Origin of the sequence: Marinobacter fuscus (assembly GCF_003007675.1) — a bacterium.
GTDB classification, from domain to species: Bacteria; Pseudomonadota; Gammaproteobacteria; order Pseudomonadales; family Oleiphilaceae; genus Marinobacter; species Marinobacter fuscus.
On the sequence record NZ_PXNP01000075.1, the window covers coordinates 1 to 4,463 of the forward strand.

General features: G+C 59.9%; 4 protein-coding genes and 1 pseudogene. 2 read left to right on the forward strand and 3 right to left on the reverse strand.

The genetic code is table 11. The features are described 5' to 3' along the window. Positions 1-277: 277 nt before the first annotated feature. Positions 278-748: a nucleotidyltransferase domain-containing protein gene (locus tag C7H09_RS09535; protein WP_106762295.1), complete on the forward strand. Its 471-nt coding sequence runs from the start codon at positions 278-280 to the stop codon at positions 746-748. A gap of 39 nt (positions 749-787) precedes the next feature. On the opposite strand, the gene C7H09_RS09540 is transcribed toward C7H09_RS09535, so the two are convergent. From C7H09_RS09540 to C7H09_RS09550, 3 genes and pseudogenes are all read right to left on the reverse strand, one after another. Further along, entirely contained in the window at positions 788-1,489 is a 702-nt protein-coding gene (locus C7H09_RS09540; RefSeq protein ID WP_106762296.1) for a metallophosphoesterase, read from the reverse strand. Positions 1,490-1,516: 27 nt separating this feature from the next. After that, positions 1,517-2,314, reverse strand: a complete 798-nt coding sequence (locus C7H09_RS09545; protein ID WP_106762297.1) for a metallophosphoesterase family protein — start codon at positions 2,312-2,314, stop codon at positions 1,517-1,519. A gap of 92 nt (positions 2,315-2,406) precedes the next feature. Further along, positions 2,407-2,733, reverse strand: a pseudogene (locus C7H09_RS09550) (antitoxin Xre-like helix-turn-helix domain-containing protein); the annotation flags it as partial. A 78-nt stretch (positions 2,734-2,811) separates the two neighbouring features. Here C7H09_RS09550 and C7H09_RS09555 point away from each other — a divergent pair. Further along, the gene (locus C7H09_RS09555; protein WP_076611315.1) at positions 2,812-4,230 is read left to right on the forward strand and encodes an IS1380-like element ISPsp9 family transposase; all 1,419 of its coding nucleotides are present in this window, start codon (positions 2,812-2,814) and stop codon (positions 4,228-4,230) included. Positions 4,231-4,463 lie beyond the last annotated feature (233 nt).

The window sequence follows — 4,463 nt, forward strand, 5'->3', positions numbered from 1 at the left end:
TAGGCGACCTGAGGCGGCGTGCCGGGCCGTGCTGAGTGGTCGGGCTACGGTTGTGAACTTGTCTATAACCGTCTTGATTGCCTGAATAGAAAATCGTGACTCTATCCGGTTGGATACTGCGCATATACTCTCGGGCACAACCGTGATTCGGCGCGGCGGAGGCACTTGCTCAAAACACTTCTGCCGCGCAGACTCCTAGACAGATTCTCCAATCCAGAAACCGGAGTGCTGCAAGCCGCGGTGATCTGGGGGCGCAGAGGCCATCGAAGGTAAGGCCATGAAGGATAAGAAATCGTACAGCTTGAGTGACCTGGTGGCACAGTGTGACCCCGACGCGCCCATACCAGAGACGCTCCTAGAGTGGGATCAGGCTGCGCCGGTTGGCCTGGAACAGGTTGTTATGGGTGACCAAGTGGATATTCGGGAGGCGGTACTGGTTTTTGGCGAAAAACTGGCTGGCCGGTTCGATGCGGTTCAGCTGATCCTGTTTGGTAGCCGAGCCCGTGGCGACTATCACGACGAAAGCGATGCTGATGTCGCCGTTGTTTTGGCCGGACAGCCTGGGGATTTTGTGGACACCAAGCCGGAGATGGCGGGTCTGGCGTTTGAGGTGCTTTTGGATACCGGCGTGTTGATTCAGGCCTTGCCGGTCTGGGAGCGTGAATGGGCCAACCCGGAGGGCTACTCCAACCCAGGGCTACTCCAAAACATTGTCAGGGACGGCATTGTGCTTTGGCGTGCTGGATAACTGCGCCGCAAACCTCGCACACGGATACTGTCGTAAAAATTAACCACCTCGCTGTACTTGCGCCACTCTTTCCAGCACACGATGAGCTGGCATCAATGGCACCTGACCCGTTTTCGCCAGAATATCGATCCAAACCTGATTTCCCCTCTGAATGACCTCGGCGGTTCCGATGTGGCCCGACACCACGGCCGAGATACCCGTAATGGTTTGATCTTTTCCCTGGGCCCGGTTCCAGGGCCAGGTGCACTCAATGGCAAAACGCTCTGAGAAAGAACACTCCTGAACGGTGCGCCAGTCGTCGAACGGGCTTTGGGCATGCACCAGCCCGAGCTGTCCGTTCTCGCACTCCAGCGTCATGGTGAGCGGCAGCTGGTAGCGACACTGGGTTGCCAGATTTTTGTAAGAGGTTTCATCCAGGCTCGCGGCCCAGTCACCGCCCATCCCCCGATGCTTGTATCGGTTGCGGTTATCCTCAGCGCCGGCGATAAACATCAGCTCATGGTTACCTATCACGCTGTATACCCAGTCGGTGTCCAGAACCCACTCCAGGAAAGCCTGGGATTCTGGGCCACGATCAATGGTGTCTCCCAGCAGAAACAGACGATCAGCCGCTTTGTTGAATCCAGCTTGCGATAACGCGGCTTGCAGGGCGTCGAACTCGCCATGCAGGTCACCACAAACCCAGTCCACCCCGACCGGATTGGCCGCAATAAAGCGGTGTGGAGTCAGTCGCATGCTCATCGAATGGGATCTCCCGCGCCTAATCGTTCACTCACCGTCAATGTCTGGCAGAACCACCACGACCCGCCCATCAACATTCAACGCCTGACCCACTCCGAGTGAAATGAGCCAGGGCCAGTCCCATCGAGTATGGCCGAACACGGTGAGTCCTTGAAAGCCGGTTTCAAGTGACAATGCGACACCGGGGTCACCCCGACGAGCCGCCCGTTCCGGGTCGGTTGGGCCTTGATGGAGTAGCAGGATATCCGGGACTTGATCGGTCACCGACTCCAGTGCGGTCAGGAAATCGTCTTCGGTTCTTCGTTGATTCCGATTCGGATTGCCCACGATACCGCTGACGCCACCGACGTTCAGGTTGCCCAAAACCCTAACCACCCCGCCATCCAGAAGGGTGGTGTTATCTGGAAGCGCTTCGGGATGATCCATCTGGTCGTGGTTCCCCAGGACGCCGACAACTTCGGGCGTGACCTCAGAAAACGCCTGGAACACCTCATCTACCGTTCCAGTACCGCCCCTTTTGTGGCAGTCGGGATAGTCGTACAGGTCGCCGCAAAGAAACACCGCGTCGGGAGCCGGAATGACACCTTCCCGAGACAATGCCGAAAGTGCCTCAGCCACAGGCACGCCGAGCAGCCGATTCTGACTGCCGGCTTCTCGCCCCTGGAGATCAGAGGTCAGCACAAGACTCTTCACATGACTCGGAAGGCCGGTGGCATAGGCTCGATAAAACGGCAGGCGATTATGCAGAGGCACACCGGCAGAGCCGCTGGTGCGGTGCGGCAAGGTGAAAAAGGGGTTCAGGTCGATCCGGGTGATCCTTAGCATGGAAGGCCTCTCGAGCTGGCTCCGTATTTCCTACCACTCAAACAAAAAAGTGACCAAACTGACCGCCCAAAATCTTGGTCGACGGGGGCTGGTTACCCCGCCCGCTTTGCATCAAAGTAGCGTCGAGTTTCCATGAGGTGCTTCATGGAGCCTTGCGCCATAAAGTCTAGGGCTGACGCTCCAAGGAAGGGAGGCTCACTGGTTTCCAGTCGAACCCGACGATTGGCGCGTTCGGCCGTTGAATACATGACCCTCAGGGATTCGTAGATGCCCAGGATGTAGCTGATGCGCTCCAGGGTATCCTGCGAGAGCGTTACGTGTGGCAACGTCTCATACTTGGCCAGCGTGCTCCGGGACACACCGCCGAGCAACTGCATCATCTCTTTCTGGGTGCAGTCCCACTCATGGCAGATGCTGAAGAATCCTTTGAGCCCGGCTTATTCATGAGGCCGACCTGAAAACGAAGATGGCGAGAGGTTTTCTCTTGTAGAATCAGGATGTTCCTGCCAGAACACGATTCAAGAGGACCACTCGCCATGGGTGAAAGCCTATCCACCTGGACGCCCTCATGCAACGGCTCTGTCCGTGTTGAGCTGAGCGGCCAGCGCACCACCAGCGACAGCGGCGCCCTGCTGCTGCGTGAAGCCCTCGACAACAGCGGCGTGATCGAGGCGCTGGAAGACAATCTGGTCGATCGACGCCACCCGCTGCGCATCCGTCATTCGCTGGCCAGCCAGTTGCGTACCTTGGTGCTGCAGCGTGCGATGGGCTGGATCGATCTCAGCGATACCGACACGCTGCGCCGTGACCCGCTTTGGCAGTTGGCCTGCAGCGATGCACGCGGCATGACACCCCTGGTCCAGGACCGGCCGTCTCAAGCCACGCTGTCGCGGCTGCTGAGCTGCCTCGGTCGTAACGACAATATCGATGCCGTGCACGAAGGCCTGTTGCGGCTGGTGGTCTGGCGCCTGACCTCGCTGCAGAACGGTGAACGTCCCAAACAGCTGACGCTGGACATCGATGGCCTGCCGATCGAGGTGCATGGCCATCAGGGCGGGTCGGCCTATCATGGCCTTTACGGGGCCCGCATCTACTCGCCGCTGGTCGCATCGTTGGCGGAGACCGGCGACATGGTGGGCGGCCTGCTGCGCGAGGGCAACGCCGGCCCGGCAGAGAACGCCGACACCTGGATCCCGCATCTGGTACGACGACTCAACGAGAGCACCGGGGCACAGGTTCGTGTGCGCATCGACGCCGGTTTTACCGATAACGCGACGCTGGAGGCCCTGGAGGATCGGGAGATCGAATACCTGGGCCGGTTGCGCAGTCACACCGGTCTACAGAAGCTGGCAGCACCGCTCCTGAAGCGGCCACCCGGCCGGCCACCCGAGCAGCCTCGCGAGTGGTGCCACGATCTGGAGTACCAAGCCGGCTCCTGGTCGGCACCGCGGCGCGTAGTGCTGGTGGTGCAGGAACGCCCCGATGACCTGCTGCTGCATGCCTTCTTCCTGGTCACCAACCTCAGCAAGTTCGACTGGCCGCCAGAGAAGGTCCTAGCACTCTATCGCAAGCGCGGCAGCGCCGAGGCGCACATGGGCGAGGTGAAATCAGCACTCGACGTGCATCTCTCCTCGACCGACCGCGGCGCTTCCACCGTTCAAGAGGTGATGGCCCGCAACGAAGTGAGTCTGCTACTGAGTCTCTACGCCTACCAGGTCCTGCATGGCCTGCGCTGCCTGCTGGAGCGGCAGACCCGGCAAGGCTGGAGCCTCAGCCGGATGCGCGAGCAGGTGCTGAAGGTCGCCGCCACGCTGAGGCTGCACGCTCGGCGAATCACCGTTCATCTGGGGGCCGCCGCCGACAAGTGGTGGCCGACGCTGCTGAAGGGGCTGCCGAAGCTGACCGCACTGAGCTGACGCTCCTGCGAGACCACCACAGCATCAGAAAGCGAGCGACCGGAGCGGCGGTCGGCGATCACGGCTGCTTGGACGGTCGCAATTGATTCCAAAGAGCTATAAGTAAGTAGGAAAAGGGCTGCGTTCTGGCATTACTCAACAGCCACTCGCGCTGAAGATGCGAATCCTGATAAGCAATGCCAACAGCCAGTACCTTCAGACCGCTCAATCAGCGCCCTCGTGAATAAGGCGGG